This window comes from Parvimonas sp. D9 (assembly GCF_035282565.1).
GTDB lineage: Bacteria > Bacillota > Clostridia > Tissierellales > Peptoniphilaceae > Parvimonas > Parvimonas micra.
On record NZ_JAYKBM010000003.1, the window covers coordinates 141,954 to 165,280 of the forward strand.

The window sequence follows — 23,327 nt, forward strand, 5'->3', positions numbered from 1 at the left end:
TTAATTTTTTTATTTTTAAGGAGAGAGAATGTAATGAGCAAAAAAAATAGCATAATTGATATGTTAACATTCGGATTTGCACTTTTTGCAATGTTTTTTGGAGCAGGAAACTTGATTTTTCCCCCATATTTGGGAGTTCTTTCCGGTAGTTCATGGTTTATAACATTTTTAGGTTTTACAGTTACAGCTGTAGGGCTTGCCCTTGTAGCTTTAATGGCAGTTACATGCTATGAATGTGATATAATGAAATTTTTCAGCCCAATAGGAAAGAAACCGGCTTTAGTTTTAAGTTTTATGGTTATTATGTGTGTTGGACCTCTTCTTGTAATTCCAAGAACAGGTGCGACTGCTTATGAAATGGGAATTAAACCTATATTGGGATTTCATAATACTTTTACTATAACAGCAGTAGCTATAATATTTTTTATGCTGACTTACTTTTTAACTGTAAGACCATCAAAAGTTGTAGATATTATTGGAAAATTTTTAACTCCTTTTTTAATTCTTGCACTTGTTGTAATAATCGTTAAAGGAATTATTTCTCCACTTGGAGCTCCTGCAGAAACTGCTAAAATAAACAGTGTTTTAGGAAAAGGATTAATTGACGGTTATCAAACAATGGACTGTTTTGTATCTCTAGCAGTAGGATCAGTTCTATTATTAACACTAAAAAATAAAGGTTATAGTGAACCTAAACAACAAATAAAAATGCTGTTTAAATCAGGTCTTATTGCTTGTACTACTTTAGGATTGATTTATGGTGGACTTACATATCTAGGAGCAACCGTTTCTGCAAAATATGGACTGGATGTTGAGCAATCACAAATAATTGTAAATGTAACACAAAATCTTTTAGGAAATGCAGGAAAAGTTGCTTTAGGTTTAGCATCATTTCTTGCCTGTTTGACAACTTCGATAGGTCTTACATCTGCATCCGGAGAATATTTAGTGAATATTACAAAAGGAAAGATAAAATATTCTACATTTATACTTTGTATATGTTTATTCGGAACTGTAACTGCAATAATCGGAGTTAGTGGAATAGTAAAAATCGGTGCTCCAATACTTGCCGTTGTTTATCCACCGACAATAATTCTGATTATACTTGCATTCTTTAAAGATAAAATAAAAAATGATTTAATCTTTAAATTACCTGCTTTTACAGCAGTTACAATAAGTTTTATTCAAGTACTTTATGAACAATTAGGAATTTTAAAATTTATAACTATTTTACCATTAAGCAGTATAGGTTTTAACTGGATAATTCCAAGTTTTATAGCATTTGTAATAGCATTATTTCTTAAAAAGAAATAATAAAAAAATAGTAATTTAAGACAAAAGGTGATATTATATTATAATATCACCTTTTTTTACAAACAAAAAAGCACGATAATTCGTGCTTTGTTTTGTTAAATTAATCTTGAGTAGAATTCTACTACTAATGAGTCTTGAATTTCAATAGGAACTTCGTCTCTTTCCGGCATTCTTGTTAAAGTTGCTTTTAATCCTTCTTTCTTTTCGATGTAAGGAACAACTCCTAAGAATGTAGATTCAAAGTTTTCTTTGAACATTTCAACTTTTTGTGATTTTTCTCTTAAAGTGATTTCGTCTCCAACTTGTACTGCGTATGAAGGTATATCAACTTTCTTTCCATTAACAAGCATATGTCCATGAACTACCATTTGTCTTGCTTGTCTAATTGAAGAAGCAAAACCCATTCTGTAAACAAGGTTATCTAATCTTGTTTCTAACATCATAACAAGAGCATCCCCTGTTATACGTTCTTTTTGTCTAAGTGCTTTTTCTACATAAGTTCTGAATTGTTTTTCCATAACTCCATAGTAAGCTCTTAATCTTTGCTTTTCAAGTAATTGTAAACCATATTCTGTTAATTTTTTGTCGTTTCTTGCAAGACCTTTACCCATTCTTTTGTTAGCTTTTGGGTGTCCACATACATTTAAGCCTAGTCTTCTTGATTGTTTAAATCTAGGTCCCATCATTTTTGCCATATTTTCATACTCCCCATAAATTATTTGCCGCGATAATTTATAGCCACGCATAGATTATACAACTTTTTTAAACTTTTGTAAATAGCTTTTTTATGTTTTTTTCAATATTTTTTAAATAAAAGCTCCCCCATTTACATTTAAAACATGTCCTGTTATATAAGAGGCTTCTTTGGAAATCAAAAATTTTACCACATCTGCAATCTCTTCAGGTTTTGCAAGTCTTTGTAAAGGAAATTCAGAGCAATAAGCCTCAATACTTTCCTTTGGAACATCCTTTAACATATCAGTATCAACTCCACCGGGTGCAACTGTATTTACAGTTATTCCTGAATATCCAAGCTCCTTTGCAAGAGCCTTATTCATAGAAATAATCGCCCCTTTTGTAGCCGAATAATGAGCTTCAAGTGATCCTCCAGTAACTCCCCATATTGAACTTATTCCGATTATTTTCCCATATTTATTATCAATCATCGAAGGAATGGCTCTTTTTATGCAACGATATGCTCCATGCACATTTACATTAAAAATATCTTCCCACTCCTCTTCTGTAATATCTTGAAAAAATCTTACACTTGCAATCCCTGCATTATTTATTAGAATATCGACATTTCCAAATACTTTTTCTATTTCATTAAACATATTTTCAACCTCGGTAGTTTTTCTTATATCAGCTCTTATCATCAAAACATTAGGATTATATATCTTTATCTCTTCAAAAACTTTTTTTGCCTCTATTTCGTGTTCTTTATAATTTATAACTATATTATAATTTTCTTTTGCCAAAGTCTTTGCAATTGCGGAGCCAATGCCTCTTGATGATCCCGTTATAAGTACAGTATCTCTTTTCATAATATCTCCTTTTTAAAATAAATACTAATTAAGTATACCACAAAAAAATATAAAACAAAAATTTTAGTTTCAGTTTAGGTATTTAAGTAAAAAATATGGTATAATATAGGTAACATTATATTTACATTTTGTGTAATTATAAAAAATGTTAGGGAGGTATTTGTATGAAATTAAAATTTATAGGTAAAAATATTGAAGTTACTGACGCTTTAAGAGAAATTACTGCTAAAAAGTTTGAAAAATTGGATAAATTTTTCTCTAAAGACATTGAAGGTAAAGTTACTTACAGTGCAGTTAAAAATGATAAAATTTTTGAAGCAACAATTTATTTACCAAACAGTACAATACTTAGAGCAGAAGAAAGTACAAATGATATGTACACTTCAATAGACATCGTTTTGGATAATCTTGAAAGACAAATTAGAAAAAACAAAACAAAGTTACAAAAAAAATATCAAGCCTTAGAAACTATAAGATTCGAAAAAATAGCTGAACCTTTGGAGGAAGAAGAATCAAAAATTGTAAGAGTTAAAAACTTTGATGTATCTACAATGTCTGAAGAAGAAGCCATTTTACAAATAGAACTTTTAAATCATGACTTTTTTATTTTCAAAAATGCAAAAGATTATAAAATAAATGTTCTTTATAAAAGAAAAGACGGAAATTATGGTTTAATAATAGCTGATTAAGTAAAAAAATAATATTTTAAATGAAAATCGCAGACAAGTAGTCTGCGATTTTTTTGCAGAATTTTCATTCTTAAAAAGTATTTTTAGATACAAAGCTTTTTGATACTATAGGTACTCATCCAGAACAACTGTATCTTTAGATACAATTGCCCTGTCAGACCTACTATATATTATTTACAAGCAAATAATATAAGTTAGGGCTAGATTCACTTCATTCGCTTTGCTCATTTCGGTCGAAATGACGTATTGCGAGCATTTCTTTTTAATTACTATGACATGAAATTGTTTGTTTTTCAAACAATTTTTTAATTATTTTTAATATTTATTTATTGTTCACGTTAGGCTATTAAACAAAGCTTCCTGCCTTATACGTCATCTCGACCGGAGCGAAGCGAAGCTAAGTGTAGCGGAGAGATCTCATACTTTTGCTTTAGCAAAAGTAAATGTATCGAAGATACATTGAAATTCTCCCAAAGCTCCTTTAAAAATAAGATTTTCTTTATCTTTCCAACATATATCTTTCTACCTCTTCAGGAGTTAATTTTCTAACCTGTGTATTTTTATATTCGCGGTATTCATCAACTATAAAAGCAGGTTTCATAGTCTCACAAGTTTTTCCTTTATTTCTTTTTAAATATGTCTTTAAACTTTCTTCATTTTCAAAAATCTTATATGAAAGTCTTCCATTTTCGCTTTTTATCTCATAAATTCCACATGATTTTTTCATCGTATAATCAGCAGTACGCAAATATAATTTTGCAATTTCTAAAGACTTAAACGGAAAATTCCAACGTTGTAAATCTCTTACAGGATCGTGGTCAATACAAATACATCTTCCACAAGTTCCACAAATGTACTGAACATGATTTTTTAAACACTCTATAGGATTTAAGAGAGGGGTAATCCTATTTTGACTTACATAACATTCTTTACACATAAAAAACACATCCTTTCCAAATATATATTAATCATCGTTTAAATATAAATTTAAATTATGATTAATTTTAAATCTTATTATTAAAAAAAGTCAACAATTTCTCAGTTGTTGACCTTTTTCACCTAGTTTTTATTCAATATTTTTTCCAAAGAATCTAAATCTTTTTCTTTAGTAACATACATACTTTCATCATCTGAATTGTATTTAACTATAGAATAATCCTTATATCTATATATTATAGTACCACTATCTCTATACATTTCACTTGTAGATTTATTATCTTTTTTATCCTGTTCAAGTTTTTGTAACAGCTTATCTTCATCTAAAATTCCATTTGAAATGGCATCTTTAACAGAATACTCCTTTCCGTCCATTTTTAATTTAAATTCCATTCCAACAGTATAAATATCAAAAGGCATTTTAGAACCTTTTTTTGCTATCATTTTTACATTGTTGTTTCCCAAATCCTTTATGACGAAATTTAATCCCTTTTCTTCTTTATTTTCTTCAGATTTTTTATCTTCTTTTTTATCTGAATTATCTTCTTGAATATTTTCTTTAACTTTTTTCTCTTTAACATTTACTTGACTATTATCTTTCGATTTTTCTTCAGGTTTCTCCTTTGCCTTACAAGAAACAATAACACTACAAAAACAAATTATTAAGGCTGTAATCAGAAATCTTTTTTTCATAGATATTTCCTCCTTTATTATGTTAATTCAGTTTACCAAATATGGCAAAAAAAGTCAAATAGAAAAAACTTTCTTCTATTTAACTTTTTGTATTAATATTTAAATAATATTTTAATTAAATCAATGTAAAATATAATATAAAATTAAAATCGCTCCAAGTACAATTCTGTAATATCCAAATACTTTGAAATCGTGCTTTTTAATATATCTCATCAACATTTTAATTGCCATAACAGAAACTACAAATGCTACAAACATCCCAAGTATTAAGATGAAAAATTGGAAAAGGTTAAATGCAAAGCCGAATTTTCTAAGTTTTAACAAACTTGCTCCAAACATCACAGGAATTGACATAAAGAATGAAAATTCTGCTGCCAAACTCCTTGAAAGTCCAAGAATTAACGCTCCAAGAATCGTAGCTCCGGATCTTGAAGTTCCCGGAATTAAACTTAAAACTTGAAAACAACCTATATAAAAAGCTAATGAATAACTTAAATCTTCAAATCTTTTTACATTTTGTTTTTTAAACTTCGGATTATTTTCAACAACGATAAATAAAATTCCATATAAAACTAAAGTAAATGCAACTGTAGGAAAATTATAAAAATATTTTTCCAAAGTTTTATCAAAAAGCACTCCCAATACTCCTGCAGGAATAACTCCGACAATAACCTTTAACCACATATTGATTGTATCTTTTTGTTGTTCCTTAGTTTTCTTTTTAGAAAACGGATTTAACTTGTTAAAAAACATAATTATGACTGCAAGTATCGCTCCAAGTTGAATAACAACTAAAAACATCTCTTTAAATTCAGCAGATTGATTTAATTTCAAAAACTCATCTACCAAAATCATATGACCGGTACTGCTCACAGGTAACCATTCAGTAATTCCCTCAACGATACCTAAAATAATAACTTTGATTATATCTAATAACCACATAATATTTCTCCTTAATATTAAATTAAAAATTCTAGTCAAAGTTTACCACATTTTGATAAATTTGAAAAGGGCTTTTAAAATATTTATAAAATTAATTTTATATTTTTCACAAAAATTATTTCAATAAAAAAATCGATGTGAATTATCACACCAACTTTCTCATTTATCTTATTTCTTTTTTAAATTCCAAAGCTTTTACAAAAGCTTTGTTTTTACATAAAATATAAAAAACAGGAACTCCTACTGCATAGATAACCAAACTTTCAGAAAGAATAAGCTCTCCTAATATAGCCCAAAAACCTACAGGATTTGGCATCAATAAATATATTTCCAATGCTATCGGAACCATTCCTACAACTACAGGTACCAAGCAAGCTAAATAGAAATTTTTAATTTTAGTCATAATTAATGCAACTACAAATGTTGCCAAAGTTCCGACCACCATATCAACAATTCCCACTGTACTTGCAATATTTGCCAAAAAACAGCCCAATGTTACCCCTATTACATATTCGGGATTAAAAAATGGTAAAATCGCTAAAGTTTCTGAAAGTCTAAATTGCAAACTTCCATACCCCAGTCCAAAAGTTTCTGAAAGAATTGTCAATACAACATAAATTGCTGCAACCATTCCTTGTCTTGTAATTTTTTTTACGCTCATATTTTCCTCCTCTTTGGAGTGCTTTGTTCAACAAAAAAAGGGCAAAGTGCCCCAGCACTTGATTTTTAAAGTGGGTGCCAAGCAAAACACTATTATTTAAATTTAATTTCTATAAAAATTACTGTATAATTTTAACATAAAAATATTATTTTTTCAACCAAAAACAAAATATAATAAAAAAGTGTTTTTTCATAAAATACTTGACTTAATTTAAATAAAGTGATATATTTATATTGTGTAATATAGGCATTGCTATATCTAAGATAAAATATGTTATAGTAAAATCTAAATATTTAGATTATTAATATAATAGTATAAAAATAGTTGTTTAGTTTATAAAATTTTTACAACTATATTTGTTTTGGTAAATTAAAATAGGAGTGATTTTATGAAAAAATTAAAAATTTTGTTTATGGTTTTGATATCAACTGTTTTGTTATCGTCTTGTGCTTCAAAGAGCAATGAAGTGGAACAACTTTATGGAAAAAGATATGGAGCTGTAGGTTCAGGCATTTCAATTATGAAAAAAAGTAAACTATATTCTGTTTTATACTTTACATTACCTGAAAATGCTACTTTTAAAGACAGTACGAAAGAAAATGTATCCGGTGGTTATTTTGATTATCCGAAGGTTGTATCAAAGAATGGAAAAAAATATTTAACTGCTAAAAATTTGCCCGATGATAGATTTGAAATAGTGTCAGAAAATATGATTCTTGATACTTATACAGGATATGAATTTTCTTATTATGCTAAAACTCCGGATAAAGAAATAGAAAAATTTTACGGAAATATCTATGAAGGACCTAAAGGCGGACATGTTTCAATAGTAAAAAAGACAGAGGACTATACCGCATTAAGTTTTGAATTACCGGAAGGAGAAGATTTTAAATTTAAAGAAGACGGTATAAAAATCATGGGCGGTGTTTATGATAATCCGAGTATTGTAACAATTGGAGATAAAAGATATTTAAGAGCGGATAATTTGGAAGAAAAAAGACTTGAAATAGTTAATGATAATGTAATTTTAGACACAAAAACAGGCTATGAATTCGGCCTAAAAAATCTTAGCAAAAAATAGAGTTTAGTAATTAGGGTTGATGAGTAAAATCTTCAACCTTTTTTTTGTAAAAACAAAAAAAGTGGTGTTTTTGAGTTCATCACATTTTCACCACTTTTTGTTATTTATTTTTATTATTAAGACTATTTAGATAATTGATCAAATGCTTCTAATGCCTTTCCGCCATAGATAGTTGAAGGTCCTCCACCCATAAGAACCGCAACGGAAATTATTTCTGCAATTTCTTCTCTTGAAACATCCAAATTAATAAGATTTCTTGTATGAGCTTCGATACAGCCTTCACAACGAACTGCTACTGCAATTCCAAGTGCAATATATTCTTTTTCTTTTACAGTTAATGCTCCATCCTTAAAAACTTCTCCAAAAAGATTGCTAAAAGCTTTCATTTCGTTAGGTAGAGCAGCTCCTAAATTTTTTGAGTTTTCTACAACATTTTGTAATCCTTTTACATGATCCATCTTAAAAGACCTCCTTATATATTTTTGTATTATATACCCGTTTTTAATGATTTTAATTATCTTCTACTTATAAAACTTTGAAAAATATTTTTTATAAACAGAAATATTTATTACTTCACGACAAAAAAACGGAGATTTTTTAATTCTCCGTTTTGCTAATTTCTTTTTCAAATTTTTCAATTTCGTTTTTGACAAATTCTTTTGTTTCTAAATTTACTTTTTCATAAAAAGATATTAATTTTCTTGCTTCGGGTGTGAGTGTTGAACCTCCACCACCTTTTCCTCCGATTTTTCCGACAAGAAGTTTACAATTCAAGTCTTTTTCAGATCGAAGTATCATTTTGTAGGCTTTGGAATATGCCATTCGCATTTCTTTACATGCTCTATTGATTGACTTATATTCATCAATTAATAAGAGTAGCCTGTATAATCCATTTCCAAATGAGTAATCTTTATTATACAAAGTTATTTTTACATTAAATTTTTGGGGAAACTCCAACATAATTACAACTCCTAATCTTTATAAGCAAAATAGTAACAAATAGCCACTATACTTCCTCCTATTATATTTCCTATTGTAACAGGAATTAAATCATATATAACTGCACCTACACCTATATCTGATATTATAAAAGAGTATGAAAGATAGAACATATTTGCAATGCTATGCTCAAATCCGCAAATTAAAAATAATATAACGGAAATTGCACAAGCAAAGAACTTTGAGACACCATCTTTACACGCATAAGCCATCCAAACACCCAAGCAAACGAAAATATTACATCCTATTCCCTTAAACAAAAGAACTGTAAAGCTTTCTGTAGTTTTAGCAACAGTAATTTTATGTAAAAACGCAAGCATTTCCGGTGTCATAATACTTGCAAAATAAACAATCAGTGATACAAAAATCGCACCGACAAAATTAAATAAGTAAACAAATACCCAATTTCTAAACATTTTAGAAAATGTAATTCTCTTTCCCAATGCAGGAGCTAACATCAAAACATTCCCTGTAAACAAATCAGCTCCGGCAACAACTACGGCAAAAAGACCAAAAGAGAAACAAATCCCTGAAATAAATTTTCCATAAGTTGCGTTTAAACTCGCCATTCCCGTATTAACAACTACATAAGACAATCCGCTTAGTGCTATAAACAACCCCGCTAAAAATGCCAAAATTAACATTTTATTTAACTTATAACCGGCCTTTCCCTCTCCAATCTTATACAACGATTCCAACAATTCTGATTTTCCTATAACTCCCATAATATCCTCCTATCTTTATAAAAAAATAGAAACTTATCAAAAGTCGATAGTATAAAAATTATTTTTTCCTAAAATAAGATCTGATAGTTTCTATGATATTCATAATCATATCTACTTTATCAATCATAATATCGACATTTTCTCTAATATCCATTGTAGTATCTACAACTTGTTCTGCTACAAATCTTGTAGATACATTAATATCTTCGGTAATATCTTTTACATTTTCAAGTGTCAAATTTACATTTTCAATACTCTCTGTTATATCTTCTTTTGTATCGGTTAAAATTCCGTCTGTTTTTTCAAGAATTTCATTTGCATTTACGATAGCTTTATCAGTATTTTCAATCAAGCCTGGTAATTTTTCAGCACTTGAAATCAAACTTTCTTCACTTTTTTCCAAAATCGTATTTATTCTTCCAAACATTTTTATCAACTTGATAAAGAAATAAATACATAATAATAAACAAACTATCGCAACTAAATAAAGAATAACCCTCAAAGTTAAATCTAAATCTATTGTTACCATTTTATCCTCACTATTCTTCTGTTGTTTCAGTTATATCTGTTATATCCATTTCTTTGGATTCAGGAGAAATTTCAGTCATATTTCTGTTAGCAAAATTATCGTATTTTTCTCCTACCGCCTCTTTAACTTCTTTAGCTTTATCAGCAACAACTTTAACAGCATTGTTTACATTTTCACTTACATATTCAACACCTTCTTTAGTTGCTTTAGCAATATCTTCTCTCGTTTCTTTACCGGATTTAGGAGCAAATAAAATTCCAATTCCGGCACCAACAGCAGCTCCCGCAGCAACTTTTGCAAGACTTGATAATTTTTCATTTCTTATTTTTCTTCTAACTTCTCTTTCTCTTTCAATACGTCTTTGTTCAATATACTTTGTTAAACTCATAAAAACCTCCTAATTATTAACTTATTAATAAAGTCTTTTGGTTCCTGTTATTTTATAAACCTTCGCAATTGAAGGTGGGCAAACTGTCTTAAATCTCACGGTTTCCTAAAATAAGGCTGCCATCAAAGTAAGAACTCCGTAATCCCTTATAATAAATGTAGGTATAATTAAACAGGAACCTTAGACAATATTATTATAACACACTTTAGTTCAAAAAGGTAGTACAAAATAAAAATGTATAGAAAAAATTTTTAGAATTTATACAGAATTTATAAAAAACCGGGCATATTAATAAATTTTGTCACTTTTTTATTGTATCATCTATTTAATAAATAACTACTAGATATTGTTTTCTATAATATCTCAATTAAATTTTTAGACAAAAAAAGACGATATTCCTATCGCCTAATATTTTATTCATTATCTACTAACATCATTTTTTCTCTTTCATATCCAATTTTAACTCTATAATAGCCTTTTAATTTTTTATCCACTTCTTCATCCATTGTGTAAGCTACTAGATGCCCTGATGTTATACTTTCCAGTTTTCCATTTGTCGCAATTATTATAATGTCTTTTTTATCAATTTTTCTTAAAACATTTGCGCTTAGTTGTTGATTTCCACGACCAAAAACATAACCTTGACCCCCCATTGGAGTCACAACCAAAATAGCTCTTTCATCTCCGATTACTTCAAGTATATCTTTTTCACTACAATCTTTTTTCACAAGTTTTTTATTTTTTATTATATCGACACCCAATACAGTGTATGGTAAGTCCAATTCTTTCATAATGTACATAGGAGTTGTTCCTGATCCAATTATATAAAAGATATCATCTTTCATATCATCAATTATATCACATGCAATTGAAACTTGAGCATCACTATCTGATTGAGGAGTTTGTGATTTTTTGTTTTGTAAATATCTTTGATCAAAAGGTACTTTTAAATAACCGTAAAGTCTAACTTCTACTCTATCATCTCTAAAGGCATCTTCATCAATATCCACAACATCTTTTTCAATTACAGGTAGTTCAACACCATTTATAACTTCAAAAAGCAAACTTCCAGCTTGTTCAGGAGTATTGCCATAAACAGGTGAATGAATTTTTACTCCTGCAGGAACTCCGATTACAGCTATTTTATCTTCGATAACGGAATAAACATCTCTTGCTGTTCCATCTCCACCTACAAAGAAAATCAAATCAATACCATTTTCTAAAAAGTATTTCAAAAGCTCTCTTGAATCTGTAACTGAAGATTTTTCAGCTGAATTATAGACAACTTCATAATTTAGTCCAAGCTCTTTACATTCATCTTCTCCCATTAGACCACTTGCAGTATAAATTTTAAACTTATCTTTTAATTCAACAACTTTAGCTAAAGCTTTCTTTGCCTTTTCAGGAGCTTCTTGAACAGCACCAAGTGAAATTGCTTTTTCTAAAATATCTGCTCCATCAGTTCCTTTAAGTCCCACTCTACCACCCATTCCGGCAATAGGATTTACCAAAAGTCCAATTTTTTTCATAATGACCTCCGCAATTACAAATTTAATTTAGATTTAATTATCGTATATGTAATTATTTTATAGGAATTTTATACCCTAATAATATCAAATATAAAAATATAAACAAATATTTTTAACTAACGTTTTTACATTTTTGATAGATTTATTTAATAAACTTACAACAACTTTTTATAATTATATGCAAAAACTTTTATTGACAATTCGTCATTGTTTTATTGTTATTTTAACTTTTGTAACATATTTTTTGTAAAATTAAAAAATCTTTATAAAAAAAAATGATTTTATTGAAAAATTTTTTTAATCTTTTTAAAAAATTAGTATTTTTTATTTTTTTGTTAATAGTTATAGTGTAAGTTATCAATATTATTTTTATAAGTAAAATATTTTAAAATTTTTTAAAAAAAGTTTTTTAATTTATAATTATTTTATAAATTTTTAGGGTATGTTTTCCATATATTACAAATCTATAAGTTAAAATAAAAACGCTTTTATTTTAATATAACTCTTTTTTGTTAATTTTATGAACAAGAAATTTAGTTTGATAAAAAACTTTTTATGTTTTTGTAAAAAGACTATTGTATTTTTTATTTTTTTATACTATAATTACATTAAAGGAAAGGAGTTATCTTATGAGAGGTAATTGATTTCTATTCTAAATTTAAAGGAGGAATTTGATATGGCTGCAAAAAAAACACCATTGTACGAAAAACACATTTCATATGGAGGAGAAGTTGTTGACTATGCAGGTTGGTTACTACCTGTTAAATACGAAGGACTAGCTGCTGAACATAATGCAGTTAGAAATAATGCCGGATTATTTGATGTTTCACATATGGGAGAAGTTACTGTTAAAGGCAAAGACGCTTTTGACTATGTAAATCATTTAATCACTAACGATTTGACAACTATTGGTGACGGACAAGTTATTTACTCTTTATTATGTAATGAGAACGGTGGAGTTGTTGATGATTTACTAGTTTACAGAAAAGGTAAAGATGATATGTATATTGTAGTTAATGCTGCAAATACAGATAAGGACTTTGCTTGGTTCTTAAAACAAAAAGGAAACTACGATGTAGAAATTAAAAATATTTCATCAGAAACTGCACAAATTGCATTGCAAGGTCCAAAAGCCGAAAAAATTTTACAAAAATTAGCTAAAGATGTTGATTTGGCAAATGAAATAAAATTCTTCACTTTTAAAGAAAATGTTCAACTTGGAGATTGCGGAAAATTCTTAGTTTCACGTACAGGATATACAGGTGAAGACGGATTTGAAATTTACGGCTCCGGTGAAGATATGAATAAATTATGGGATGAAATCCTAAAAATCGGCAAAGAAGACGGAGTTATGCCTTGCGGTTTAGGTTGTAGAGATACTTTGAGATTTGAAGCAGCTCTTCCACTTTACGGAAATGAAATGGATGATGTTATAACTCCACTTGAAGCAGGTCTTGGTTATTTTGTAAAATTAAAACAAGAAGCAGACTTCATAGGTAAAGCTCCTTTAGCAAAAATGAAAGAAGCAGGAGTTCCTAGAAAGTTAATCGGTCTTGAATTGACAGGCAAAGGCATTGCAAGACATGGAGCGAAAGTATTTAAAGGCGATAAAGAAATCGGATTTGTTACAACAGGTTATATGTCACCTACATTGGGCAAAACTATTGCAAATGTAATTGTTGATGCGGATCAAGCTGAAATAGGAAATGAAGTTCAAGTTGAAATTAGAAATAAAAAAGTTCCTGCTGTATTAATCAGTAAGAAATTTCTTAAAAAATAATTAAATTATTAGGAGGTAAATTCTATATGTATCCTTATATTTCTCTAACAGAACAAGATGTTAAAGATATGTTAGATAGCCTTGGTGTTAATTCTGTTGAAGATTTATTTTCAGATATTCCTGAAGAGTTAAAATTAAAAAGAGAATTGAATATTCCAAAAGCAAAAAGTGAGTTGGAAGTATATAACTATCTAACTAAGTTAGCAAGTAAAAATGCATCTTCAAGTGAATATACAACATTTTTAGGTGCTGGTGCTTATGATCATTATATTCCTGCTGTTATTCCAACAATTATTAGCAGAAGTGAATTTTTAACTTCATACACTCCATATCAACCAGAAATCAGTCAAGGTACTTTACAATATATATTTGAATTCCAAACAATGATTTCTAATCTAACTGGTATGGAATATGCGAATGCATCACTTTATGATCAAGGAACAAGTTTAGCAGAAGCTGCAATTATGACTGCTCATCATGCTAAAAAGAAAAAAGTTTTAGTTTCCGAAGCCATTGCACCTTGGTCAAGAGAAGTTTTAAAAACTTATCTTCATGCTCAACATATTGAAATGGAAGTTGTTAAAACTTGTAACGGTGTAACTTGTATTGATGATTTAAAAGCAAAATTAAATGATGAAGTTGGAGCTGTTTTAGTTCAAAATCCAAATTTCTTCGGTAATATTGAAGATGTAACTAAGGTTTCTGAACTAGCACATGGATTTAAAAAATGTTACTCAGTAGTTTCTGTTGACCCTTCTTCTCTGGGAGCTTTAAAGAAACCATCTGATTGTAATGTTGATGTAGTTGTTGGTGAAGCTCAATCACTAGGTATTCCTATTTCATATGGTGGACCATACTTAGGATTTATGGCTGTTAATAAAGAATTTTTAAGAAAGATTCCAGGAAGAATAGTTGGACAAACTGTTGACAGAGATGGAAAGAGATGTTGGGTTCTTACTCTATCAGCCAGAGAACAACATATTAAGAGAGATAAAGCTACTTCAAATATCTGTTCTAACCAAGGTATCAATGTTTTGACTGCGGCAATTTATATGGATCTTTTAGGTAAAGAAGGTCTTAAAGAACTTTCAAAACAATGTATAAAGAAATCTCATTATCTTTACAAGAAACTTTTAGAAACAGGTAAATTCGAAAAAGTTTTTGATGCACCTTTCTATAAAGAATTTGCATTAAAAGCTAAAAAACCGATTTGTGAATTAAATAAGAAATTATTTGAAAATGGTATAATCGGTGGTTTCGATCTTGGAAAGTATTATCCTGAATTAGAAAATGTTATTATGTTTGCAGTTACTGAAAAACGTACTAAGGAAGAAATAGACAAACTATGTAAGGTATTGGAGGAAGCATAATATGAAATACGATAAATTAATATTTGAACTATCAAAACCTGGTAAAATTGGTCATAAATTACCAGAATTGGATGTTGAAGATGTATGTATTAAAGAGCTAATTCCTGCTGAACTATTAAATGATGGCGAAATTGATTTACCGGAAGTTTCTGAACCAGAAGTTGTTAGACATTTTGTAAATCTTTCAAATAAAAACTTTGGTGTTGATACAGGATTTTATCCACTAGGATCTTGTACAATGAAATACAATCCAAAAATCAACGAAGCTATGTGTGCTCTTCCAGGTTTTGCAACACTTCATCCAAATGTTCCTGAATGTGGAGCTCAAGGTGCTTTACAATTGATGTATGAACTTGGCGAAGCTTTAAATGAAACTTCTGGAATGGATGCTTGTACATTACAACCTGCAGCCGGAGCTCATGGTGAAATAACAGGTATTATGTTATTTAAAGCATATCATGAAAACAACAAAGATTTCCAAAGAGATAAAATTATAATTCCTGATTCAGCTCATGGAACTAACCCTGCAACAGCTACAATGGCAGGATATAAAATTATCGAAATTAAATCTTGTGAAAGTGGACTAGTTGATATTGAAGCATTAAAGGCAGCCGTTGGCGATGATACTGCCGGACTTATGCTTACTAACCCTAACACATTAGGATTATTCGAAAAAGACATTCAAGAAATAACAAAAATCGTTCACGAAGCAGGCGGTTTAGTATATTATGACGGGGCAAATGCAAATGCAATTTTAGGGCATGTTAGACCTGGAGATATGGGATTTGATGCAATTCACTACAATCTTCATAAGACATTCTCTACTCCTCACGGTGGTGGAGGTCCTGGTGCAGGTTATGTTGGATGTAAAGATTTCTTAAAAGACTTCTTACCGGTTCCTATAGTTATTAAAAACGGTGAAAAATACAGCTTATCTTATGATGTTCCAAAGACATTAGGTAAGATGAAAGATTTCTATGGACACTTTGGTGTACTAGTAAGAACATATGCTTATGTTTTATCAATGGGATCTGATGGATTGAAGAAAGTAAGTGATTATGCAGTATTGAACTCTAATTACTTAGCAAATCAACTAAGAGATTACTACAATCTTCCTGAAAATGTAAAATTCAAACATGAATTTGTACTTGGTGGATTAAAGAACCCTAACGGATTAGTAACTCTTGACGTAGCTAAGAGATTGATGGATATGGGATATCACCCACCAACTGTATATTTCCCATTAATTGTTCATGAAGCGTTGATGATTGAACCTACTGAAAGTGAATCAAAAGAAACTCTTGACGGATTTGCAGAATCTATGATTAAGATTGCAAAAGAAGCTGAAACAAATCCTGAAATTGTTCATGCAGCTCCTCATGACACAGAAATTAAACGTCCTGATGAAACATTAGCTGCTAAAGAATTAATATTAAAATATACAAAATAATTTAAAATTTTAAAAGAGCTGTTATGCAAATAACGGCTTTTTTGTTGTGTATTTTTAAGCTATTTTTATAATTAATATGAAATAATTTAATAAAGAATCATTATCCAAAAATTTTCAGGGTATAAATTAGTCAGAAAAATTTAGGAGGTATTTTATGAGTAAACTTTTAAGTCCTATGAAAATAGGTAGAAATAAATTTAAAAATAGAGTAGTTATGGCTCCAATGTGTATGTTCCATTCAAAAACTGTAAATGGAGTTTTAACTAAAGAGCATTTTGATCACTATGTTGCAAGAGCTTTAGGTGGAGTTTCTGGAATAATTGTTGAAGCAACAATGGTTAATCCTACAGGTGGAATTAGAAAAGTAGATTTAGGATTATACAATGAAATTCAAATGAAAGCTTTTAAAGAACTTGTAGATAGAGTTCATAATTATGATTGCAAAATCGGAATTCAATTAAGTCATGCAGGAAGAAAAGCAGACTCATCTTATGATGATATTATTGCACCAAGTGCAATTCCTTTTGCAGATGAAAAAGCTCCAAGAGAATTGACTAAAGAAGAAGTTATTTCTTTACAAAAAGACTTTATAAATTCTGTAAAACTTGTAAAACAAGCAGGTTTTGACTTTGTAGAAATTCACTGCGCACATGGGTATTTAATTAATCAATTTTTATCTCCCCTATCAAATCAAAGAAATGATGAATACGGTGGTAGTTTAGAAAAAAGATATAAATTTTTAGGAGATATTTTAAAAGCAATTAAAAATATTGACATAGATGTTCATATTAGAGTTTCTGCTAATGAATATGATGAAAAAGGAAATTCTTTAGAAGACATTATGAGTATTCTAAAACTTGCTAAGGAAGATGGAGTTGTTTTCAACAGTATTTCAAGTGGTGGTGTTGTCCCAAAAAGTCCTTTAGTTTATCCTGGATATCAAGCGGAATTAAGTAGAGAAATTAAAAAAGTTGGTCTTGCAGTGTCTGCTGTTGGTCTTTTGGAAAACTATGGATTATGTGAATATTTACTTCAAAGTAATGCCTGTGATATGATTTATCAAGGAAGAACATTACTTAAAAATCCAAACTGGGTTTATGGTGCAGGAGCATATTTTGATGAAGGAAAAGAAATAGAATATCCACTATTTTCATACTCTGCCATAAAATTTTAATAAAAAGGTAGCTTGTAATAAGCTACTTTTTTATATTGTGAAACAACAAGGTTCCCGGGAACCCACCCGATGCGAAGCATCGTGGAAGGGTGGGGTTCTTATTACGAAGTAACAAGGTTCCCGGGTTCCCACCCGATGCAAAGCATCGTGGAAGGGTGGGGTTGTTATTACGAAGTAACAAGGTTCCCGGGTTCCCACCCGATGCAAAGCATCGTGGAAGGGTGGGGTTCTTATTAATAATTGACCTTTTTCATAACTACAACTTAATAACCTTGTCATTTCCCCAACCATACCATGGTACATCATGTTCTAGGTAATCTCCATGTATTTTATTTTGAATTCTAATCATTATAAATGGTATTAATAACTTTATTATAAATATAATGATATAGATAAATAATTCTGTATAATTAATCATACCATTAAAATCTGTAAATGTTCTATAAAGAAACCATGTATTAACTAAAACATTAAATAGTGTTGCTAGAGTTGCAGACATAATATTTATTTCAACTTTTGAATTGTATTTTTTTATAAAATATAATGCTAATAAAGAAATATTGTAAACGACAATGGGCTTGTCATTTTTTCTGTAAATCACCAATGATTTTCTACTATAACTTGAACGGTGTTTAACGCTTCCTATTGAACTAAACCAAACGTGGCTCACAGAATTTATCTCTTCAAATGGAACAAATAAATCTATTTTTTTAAGATATATTCCTTCCTTACAAATATATAATTTCCAAGTAAAAAATTCAAAATACCATATAAGAACAATTGAAATAACGAAAAAACAAATATTCAAATATTCTACTTTTAACCCTTTAAAATCAAATGTAACTTTATTAACTCTATCTATTGAATTTATACTAGTTAAAAAAATAGCAAAAATAAACAAAATAAATCTATAATAAATACTATGAAATTTTATCTTTTTCATAACTCTCCTTATTACTTACAATTGAATTACTTTTGAAGAATTTTTGTTATATGCATTATCGTGAAATAAGTATTTCCCGTGTTTTATATTTTCATATTTGATCATTACTAATGGTACTAATGTCATCTTTATCATATATACAACAATATAGCTAAGGAATATCTCTATTTTTATAAATTCTAATTTCCTTGAGTAAACACTGTAAAGTATTCCAAAATTAACTGCCATATTAAAAATAGTAGCCAATGTAGCAACAATAATATTGGTTTTAATGCTAGGCTTTAAAATTTTTATCGTATATAAAGCTAATAAAGAAATATTATAAATGCAAATTGGTTTATAGTTATTTCTGTAAATCACCAATGATTTTCGATTATAAAGATATTGACGCCCATGAGGTCGTCTACTCCATTCATTAATCCAAACATGACTTACAGCATCAACATCCTCCCAAGGAACTAATAAATCTATTTTTCTTAAGTATATTCCTTCTTTACAGACATAAAATTTCCAACCAATAAAAGAAAAAATTAATGTAATAGCAATAAAAATTCCAATGAAAATATAATTTAATTGCCATAGTTTTAGATTAAAATTAGAGAATTGTATTATTGCATTTTTATCAGCTATTATCATATTTATAACAAAAATTGCAAAGGTAAGTATAAATAATATAAATCTATAATAAATACTATGAAATTTTATCTTTTTCATCTTCTCTCCTTATTTTAACTAATCAAACAAACATGTATGAATTTTAATATTATATTTTTTAGTTTCTTTTTTTAAACTTTTTACCAACTCATCATTAGCTTTATTTCTACCGAAGAAAATACTTCTACTCTTCCCATTTTTAAATTCAATAGTCAGTATATATTTTCTTCCATTCAAATTTATCCCTCTAAATCTATTCACATCAATCGATTTTATCTCATTTAAAGGTATAACTCTATCAAAAACATAAAGAGCATTATGTATATAAAAATTCCCATCTGAAATATGATATGGTCTAAAAACACTTCCACCGCTTCTAGATGCTATTGAAAATCTGCGAAAAATTATAATTACAAAAGCCAAAGCAATAAAAATAAAAGCATTACGAATAATAATATATTGCAACATGCTTTTGAACCCTATCAAAAAATACCTAAAAAAATCAAACATAATAAAGCTCCTCTAAATCATTAAATACATTTCATATTATACTATAAACCTTAATCATGTTCAATATTTGCTTATTGTCTTAACTTTTTGTCTATCTTGCCAATTTCCTATTATTTCAATGGAAAATATATTATATTTTTTGTGTAAATTCAGTTCAATTAATTAACACAATGAATTGAATTTTGTAGAAGATTTTTACATCAAAAATATAATTTTAATTGATATTCACTATTTTAATTCACCAAAATTTACAAAACTATATTAGCTTTATGTCCCTATTTTCAGTAACCAAAGTTGTATAATATAATTAAGGAAAACATTATTATAATATAATGTTTCAAAAATTCAAAAGGAGGATTTTTTTATGCATTCATTAATTTCAATATTGTCAAGCTTTGCCGATTGGCTTTGGGGACCCCCACTGTTGATTCTGTTAGTAGGTGGAGGAATATTCTTAACTTTAAGACTAGGATTCTTCCAAATCCGTTACTTCCCATATATTATGAATCAAACTTTCGGAAAGATGTTTAGTAAAAACAAATCAGGTGAAGGAACCGTTTCACCTTTCCAAGCAGCAACTGCAGCACTTGCTTCATCAATCGGTGCAGCAAATATAGTAGTTGTGCCTTCGATTATTTTTATAGCGGGTCCGGGTTCAATACTTTGGATGTGGATTACTGCAATAGTAGGTCAAGCAACAAAATTTGGCGAAATTGTACTTGGTATTCTTTATAGACAAAAAAATGAAGATGGCGAATATGTCGGTGGTGCTTGTTACTACTTACAACATGGAATCGGTGGGAAAATAGGAAAATTTTTAGGCTCACTTGTAGCATTTTTCTTTATGATTGAAATTTTACCTTCAATTACAGTTCAAACACTTGCCGCAACAGGTCCTTTAGAACAACTGGGAGTTCACAAATACATTGCTATAGGGCTTGTATTCTTCTTAGTAATATTGGTAGTTTATGGTGGAATTAAGAGAATTGGACAAGTAACTGAAAAATTAGTTCCATTTATGGCATTAATTTATTTAATCTTCGGACTTATAGTTCTTGCAATTAATATAAATAAAGTACCTGAAGCTTTCAAAATGATTTTTGTCGGTGCTTTTAATCCTAAAGCCATAGCAGGTGGTGCTGCAGGTTGGGCAATAAAGAAAGCAATAACTAACGGAGTTGCTCGTGGTGTTTATTCCAACGAATCAGGAATGGGTTCTGCACCTTATGCACATTCAACTGCAATAACAGATCATCCTGCAAGACAAGGAATGTGGGGAGTTTTTGAAGTATTTGTCGACACTATAATAGTTTGTACAATGTCCGCACTCATCGTTTTGACAACAGGAATATGGAAAAATCCTGAATATAAATCAATAGCTGTTGAAAGAGCATTTAACTCAATCTTTGGAAACATCGGTAGTGTAGTAGTTTCAATTTCTTTATTCCTATTTGTTCTTTCTACAATAATCGTAATAGTATTCTATGTTGAAAAACTTGCAGAATATCTATTTGGAACAAAGGTAGGAAAAATTATGAGATTTATTGCAACTATTATGATAGTTCTAGCGGCAGTTCTTTCATTTGAACACGCAGGAGTTTTCTTAGACTTAACATTGGGTCTTGTAGTTATTCCTAATATGATTGGAATAATATTTATGAGCGGAAAAATTAAAAAAGCAAAAGATGAATTTTTCCATACTGAAGGAAAATTTTACTTAAAAGATAAGGCTAAATAGCTTCCTTAAAATTTATTTTAGATAAAAAATCCGAGTGTCAAAACTCGGATTTTTTCTTTATATTTATTTAATAATTATTGGATTTCAACGAATCTGTCAATATATTCTTGATAAGTCATAAGTCTATCTTCAAATACATTTTCTTCAATGTGAATAATTCTATTTGCGATTGTATTCATAAATTCAGTATCATGACTTGCAAATAAGATATTTCCCTTAAATGCTTTAAGCCCATTATTCAAACTGATAATACTTTCAAGATCCAAATGATTTGTCGGTTGGTCAAGGATTAAAACATTAGAATTTTTAAGCATCATATATGATAACATCATTCTAACTTTTTCTCCCCCAGAAAGTTTTTGCGCAGGTTTTAAAGCCTCATCTCCTGAGAATAACATTCTTCCTAAAAATCCTCTGATATAAATTTCAGATTGTTCAGTTGAATATTGTCTTAACCAATCAATCAAATTATAAGGAGTGTCTTTAAAGAATTCTGTATTGTCCTTTGGAAAATAAGATCTTGAAGTAGTAACTCCCCATTTAAAACTTCCACTATCAGCTTCCATCTCTCCTGCTAAAATTTTAAAAAGAGTTGTAATTGCAAGCTCATCTCCAATAAAACCAATTTTATCATTTTTATTTACCATAAATGAAACTTTGTCCAAAACAAGTCTTCCCTCAACTGTCTTTGAAATTTCATTAACTTCTAAAATTTGATTTCCAACTTCTCTTTCCATTTCAAAACCAACAAAAGGATAACGTCTTGTTGAAGGTTGAATATCTTCAATTTGAATTTTATCAAGTAATTTCTTACGGCTTGTAGCTTGTTTTGACTTACTCTTATTTGCAGAGAATCTTGCAATAAAGTTTTGTAATTCCTTAATTTTATCTTCTTTTTTCTTATTTTGGTCTTTTAACATCTGTGCTGCAAGTTGACTTGATTCATACCAGAAATCGTAGTTACCAACAAAAATCTTAATCTTTCTAAAATCAATATCAACCATATGAGTACAAATATTATTTAAAAAATATCTGTCGTGGCTAACTACAATTACAGTTCCCTCATAGTCCATAAGGAAATTTTCAAGCCATAAAATACTCTTGATATCCAAGTCGTTTGTAGGTTCATCAAGGATTAAAATTTCAGGATTTCCAAAAAGTGCCTTTGCAAGTAAAACTTTTACTTTTTCCTTGCCTGAAAGCTCACTCATCTTTTTCTCATGCAATTCAGTTCCTATACCAAGACCTTGTAAAAGAGAAGAAGCATTTGCCTCTGCACTCCAACCGTCCATATCAGCAAATTCAGCTTCAAGTTCAGAAGCTAAAATTCCGTCCTCATCTGAAAAATCCTCTTTTGCATAAATAGCTTCTTTTTCTCTAATTATTTCCATTAGACGAGCATTTCCCATTATTACAACATCTATTACTTTTTCATCTTCAAACTTAAAGTGATCTTGTTCCAAAAAACTCATACGAGTATTCGGTTTTATAGCAACGCTTCCGGTATCCGGTTCAAGTCTTCCCTCTAAAATCTTAAGAAAAGTTGATTTTCCCGCTCCATTTGCTCCAATTACTCCATAACAATTTCCCGGAGTAAAAGATAAATTTACATCATCAAAAAGTTTTTGTCCTTGAAAACTCAAACTTAAATCTATTACACTTATCATTCTTTCACCTC

Annotated in this window: 24 protein-coding genes; 8 read left to right on the forward strand and 16 right to left on the reverse strand. The window is 29.2% G+C overall.

Annotated features, from left to right (window positions below; all coding sequences use genetic code 11):
- The first annotated feature begins 33 nt into the window (after positions 1-33).
- Positions 34-1,314: a branched-chain amino acid transport system II carrier protein gene (gene brnQ / locus VJI94_RS04355; protein WP_324008470.1), complete on the forward strand. Its 1,281-nt coding sequence runs from the start codon at positions 34-36 to the stop codon at positions 1,312-1,314.
- Positions 1,315-1,409: 95 nt separating this feature from the next.
- Here brnQ and rpsD read toward each other — a convergent pair whose 3' ends face one another.
- Both rpsD and ymfI read right to left on the reverse strand, forming a co-directional pair.
- The gene (gene rpsD / locus VJI94_RS04360) at positions 1,410-2,009 is read right to left on the reverse strand and encodes a 30S ribosomal protein S4 (protein WP_029950238.1); all 600 of its coding nucleotides are present in this window, start codon (positions 2,007-2,009) and stop codon (positions 1,410-1,412) included.
- Positions 2,010-2,120: 111 nt separating this feature from the next.
- Positions 2,121-2,858 (reverse strand): elongation factor P 5-aminopentanone reductase, encoded by a 738-nt coding sequence (gene ymfI, locus VJI94_RS04365; protein ID WP_324008472.1) that lies wholly within the window; start codon positions 2,856-2,858, stop codon positions 2,121-2,123.
- Between the two features lie 164 nt (positions 2,859-3,022).
- Here ymfI and hpf point away from each other — a divergent pair, with 164 nt between their 5' ends.
- Positions 3,023-3,547 (forward strand): ribosome hibernation-promoting factor, HPF/YfiA family, encoded by a 525-nt coding sequence (hpf, locus tag VJI94_RS04370; RefSeq protein ID WP_324008474.1) that lies wholly within the window; start codon positions 3,023-3,025, stop codon positions 3,545-3,547.
- A gap of 499 nt (positions 3,548-4,046) precedes the next feature.
- Here hpf and VJI94_RS04375 read toward each other — a convergent pair whose 3' ends face one another.
- The 4 genes from VJI94_RS04375 to VJI94_RS04390 all read right to left on the reverse strand — a co-directional run bounded on the left by VJI94_RS04375 (position 4,047) and on the right by VJI94_RS04390 (position 6,779).
- Positions 4,047-4,484, reverse strand: a complete 438-nt coding sequence (locus tag VJI94_RS04375) for a hypothetical protein (protein ID WP_324008476.1) — start codon at positions 4,482-4,484, stop codon at positions 4,047-4,049.
- A 122-nt stretch (positions 4,485-4,606) separates the two neighbouring features.
- The gene (locus VJI94_RS04380) at positions 4,607-5,176 is read right to left on the reverse strand and encodes a hypothetical protein (protein ID WP_324008477.1); all 570 of its coding nucleotides are present in this window, start codon (positions 5,174-5,176) and stop codon (positions 4,607-4,609) included.
- Between the two features lie 120 nt (positions 5,177-5,296).
- A complete protein-coding gene (locus VJI94_RS04385; RefSeq protein WP_324008478.1) occupies positions 5,297-6,118 on the reverse strand; it encodes an undecaprenyl-diphosphate phosphatase in 822 nt (273 codons plus the stop codon).
- Between the two features lie 163 nt (positions 6,119-6,281).
- Entirely contained in the window at positions 6,282-6,779 is a 498-nt protein-coding gene (locus VJI94_RS04390) for a QueT transporter family protein (RefSeq protein WP_324008479.1), read from the reverse strand.
- Between the two features lie 388 nt (positions 6,780-7,167).
- Between VJI94_RS04390 and VJI94_RS04395 the strand changes: the two genes are divergently transcribed.
- Entirely contained in the window at positions 7,168-7,860 is a 693-nt protein-coding gene (locus VJI94_RS04395; RefSeq protein WP_324008480.1) for a hypothetical protein, read from the forward strand.
- 122 nt (positions 7,861-7,982) lie between these two features.
- Here VJI94_RS04395 and VJI94_RS04400 read toward each other — a convergent pair whose 3' ends face one another.
- From VJI94_RS04400 to VJI94_RS04425, 6 genes are all read right to left on the reverse strand, one after another.
- Positions 7,983-8,318: a carboxymuconolactone decarboxylase family protein gene (locus VJI94_RS04400; protein ID WP_004832706.1), complete on the reverse strand. Its 336-nt coding sequence runs from the start codon at positions 8,316-8,318 to the stop codon at positions 7,983-7,985.
- A gap of 139 nt (positions 8,319-8,457) precedes the next feature.
- Positions 8,458-8,820, reverse strand: a complete 363-nt coding sequence (locus VJI94_RS04405; RefSeq protein WP_324001282.1) for a LysR family transcriptional regulator — start codon at positions 8,818-8,820, stop codon at positions 8,458-8,460.
- Between the two features lie 11 nt (positions 8,821-8,831).
- A complete protein-coding gene (locus VJI94_RS04410; protein WP_150263309.1) occupies positions 8,832-9,584 on the reverse strand; it encodes a formate/nitrite transporter family protein in 753 nt (250 codons plus the stop codon).
- A 58-nt stretch (positions 9,585-9,642) separates the two neighbouring features.
- Positions 9,643-10,113 carry a hypothetical protein gene (locus VJI94_RS04415; RefSeq protein WP_029950221.1) on the reverse strand — a complete coding sequence of 157 codons (471 nt, stop codon included), beginning with the start codon at positions 10,111-10,113 and terminating at the stop codon, positions 9,643-9,645.
- Between the two features lie 10 nt (positions 10,114-10,123).
- On the reverse strand, positions 10,124-10,501 hold the full coding sequence (locus VJI94_RS04420) for a YtxH domain-containing protein (RefSeq protein WP_004832700.1): 378 nt from the start codon (positions 10,499-10,501) through the stop codon (positions 10,124-10,126).
- A gap of 413 nt (positions 10,502-10,914) precedes the next feature.
- Positions 10,915-12,030, reverse strand: a complete 1,116-nt coding sequence (locus VJI94_RS04425) for an ATP-NAD kinase family protein (RefSeq protein WP_248109728.1) — start codon at positions 12,028-12,030, stop codon at positions 10,915-10,917.
- 676 nt (positions 12,031-12,706) lie between these two features.
- On the opposite strand from VJI94_RS04425, the gene gcvT reads away from it, so the two are divergent.
- From gcvT to VJI94_RS04445, 4 genes are all read left to right on the forward strand, one after another.
- The gene (gcvT, locus tag VJI94_RS04430) at positions 12,707-13,810 is read left to right on the forward strand and encodes a glycine cleavage system aminomethyltransferase GcvT (protein ID WP_004832697.1); all 1,104 of its coding nucleotides are present in this window, start codon (positions 12,707-12,709) and stop codon (positions 13,808-13,810) included.
- Positions 13,811-13,836: 26 nt separating this feature from the next.
- Complete coding sequence (gene gcvPA / locus VJI94_RS04435) at positions 13,837-15,180, forward strand: aminomethyl-transferring glycine dehydrogenase subunit GcvPA (RefSeq protein ID WP_324008482.1); 1,344 nt, start codon at positions 13,837-13,839, stop codon at positions 15,178-15,180.
- 1 nt (position 15,181) lies between these two features.
- Positions 15,182-16,630, forward strand: coding sequence for an aminomethyl-transferring glycine dehydrogenase subunit GcvPB (gcvPB, locus tag VJI94_RS04440; protein WP_324008483.1), 1,449 nt, complete (start codon positions 15,182-15,184; stop codon positions 16,628-16,630).
- A 154-nt stretch (positions 16,631-16,784) separates the two neighbouring features.
- Positions 16,785-17,804, forward strand: coding sequence for an NADPH dehydrogenase (locus VJI94_RS04445; protein ID WP_029950213.1), 1,020 nt, complete (start codon positions 16,785-16,787; stop codon positions 17,802-17,804).
- A 256-nt stretch (positions 17,805-18,060) separates the two neighbouring features.
- On the opposite strand, the gene VJI94_RS04450 is transcribed toward VJI94_RS04445, so the two are convergent.
- The 3 genes from VJI94_RS04450 to VJI94_RS04460 are packed head-to-tail and all read right to left on the reverse strand — an operon-like array spanning position 18,061 to position 19,911.
- Positions 18,061-18,747 (reverse strand): hypothetical protein, encoded by a 687-nt coding sequence (locus tag VJI94_RS04450; protein WP_004832693.1) that lies wholly within the window; start codon positions 18,745-18,747, stop codon positions 18,061-18,063.
- A gap of 15 nt (positions 18,748-18,762) precedes the next feature.
- Complete coding sequence (locus tag VJI94_RS04455) at positions 18,763-19,461, reverse strand: hypothetical protein (protein ID WP_324008484.1); 699 nt, start codon at positions 19,459-19,461, stop codon at positions 18,763-18,765.
- A gap of 18 nt (positions 19,462-19,479) precedes the next feature.
- Positions 19,480-19,911, reverse strand: coding sequence for a hypothetical protein (locus VJI94_RS04460; RefSeq protein ID WP_324008486.1), 432 nt, complete (start codon positions 19,909-19,911; stop codon positions 19,480-19,482).
- A gap of 364 nt (positions 19,912-20,275) precedes the next feature.
- On the opposite strand from VJI94_RS04460, the gene VJI94_RS04465 reads away from it, so the two are divergent.
- Positions 20,276-21,649 carry an alanine/glycine:cation symporter family protein gene (locus VJI94_RS04465; protein WP_150263324.1) on the forward strand — a complete coding sequence of 458 codons (1,374 nt, stop codon included), beginning with the start codon at positions 20,276-20,278 and terminating at the stop codon, positions 21,647-21,649.
- Positions 21,650-21,723: 74 nt separating this feature from the next.
- Here VJI94_RS04465 and VJI94_RS04470 read toward each other — a convergent pair whose 3' ends face one another.
- Positions 21,724-23,316, reverse strand: a complete 1,593-nt coding sequence (locus tag VJI94_RS04470) for an ABC-F family ATP-binding cassette domain-containing protein (RefSeq protein ID WP_324008487.1) — start codon at positions 23,314-23,316, stop codon at positions 21,724-21,726.
- Positions 23,317-23,327: the final 11 nt, after the last annotated feature.